Here is a 942-nt window from a genome sequence, read left to right as displayed (position 1 = left end):
GAGGCGGCCTGGGACCAGGGCATCCGCTACTTCGACACCGCCCCCTTCTACGGCGCGGGCCTCTCCGAGATCCGGCTCGGCGACGTCCTCGCGGGCCACCCCCGCGACGAGTACGTCCTGAGCACGAAGGTCGGCCGCGTCATCCTGGACGAGGCCGAGGACCCCGCCGCACGCGACCTCGGCGAGAAGGGCGGCCTCTTCGAGCACGGCCGCCCGAACAAGATGGTCAACGACTACACGGCCGACGCCACCCTCCGTTCCATAGAGGACAGCCTCAAGCGGCTCGGCACGGACCGGCTCGACATCGTGTGGGTGCATGATGTCGCGCAGGACTTCTACGGCGACGAATGGCTGGCCGCCTATGAGACAGCCCGCACGGGTGCCTTCCGCACCCTGGACCGGCTGCGCGACGAGGGTGTCATCAAGGCCTGGGGCCTGGGCGTCAACCGCGTGGAGCCCCTCGAACTCACCCTCGACCTGGACGAGCCGAAGCCCGACGCCTTCCTCCTCGCCGGCCGCTACACCCTCCTCGATCACGACCGTGCCCTCCAGCGGCTGCTCCCGGCCGCCGGGGCCCGCGGTGTCGACATCGTCGTGGGCGGCCCCTACAGCTCGGGCATCCTGGCGGGCGGCTCGCACTTCGAGTACCAGAAGGCGCCCGCGGAGATCATCGCCAAGGTCGCACGCATCAAGGCCCTCGCCGAGCGCCACGGCGTCGGCATCAAGGCCGCCGCCCTCCAGTTCTCCCTCGCCCACCCGGCGACGGTGGCGGCGATCCCCGGAGCCACCAAGCCCAGCCGCATCGCCGAGGACGTCGCCGCGCTCGGCGAGAAGATCCCGGCCGCGTTCTGGACGGACCTGCGCGCGGAGAAGCTGATCGCCGCTGACGCTCCCGTACCGACCGTCTGACCCTCGACCGCCCGCTCCTCCCGCCCCGTACAC

At 71.4% G+C, this 942-nt stretch carries 1 protein-coding gene; it reads left to right on the top strand.

Annotation, left to right across the window (positions count from 1 at the left end; all coding sequences use genetic code 11):
• Positions 1 to 909 (top strand): aldo/keto reductase (locus ACQKIP_RS18015; protein ID WP_427743425.1); only part of this gene is annotated, 909 nt, incomplete at its 5' end.
• Between the last annotated feature and the right edge of the window lie 33 nt (positions 910 to 942).

It is taken from the genome of Streptomyces sp. NPDC059900 (assembly GCF_050270335.1).
GTDB lineage: Bacteria > Actinomycetota > Actinomycetes > Streptomycetales > Streptomycetaceae > Streptomyces.
Note: the sequence above shows the minus strand (reverse complement) of the source record. Positions and strands in the feature narration are given on the sequence as shown.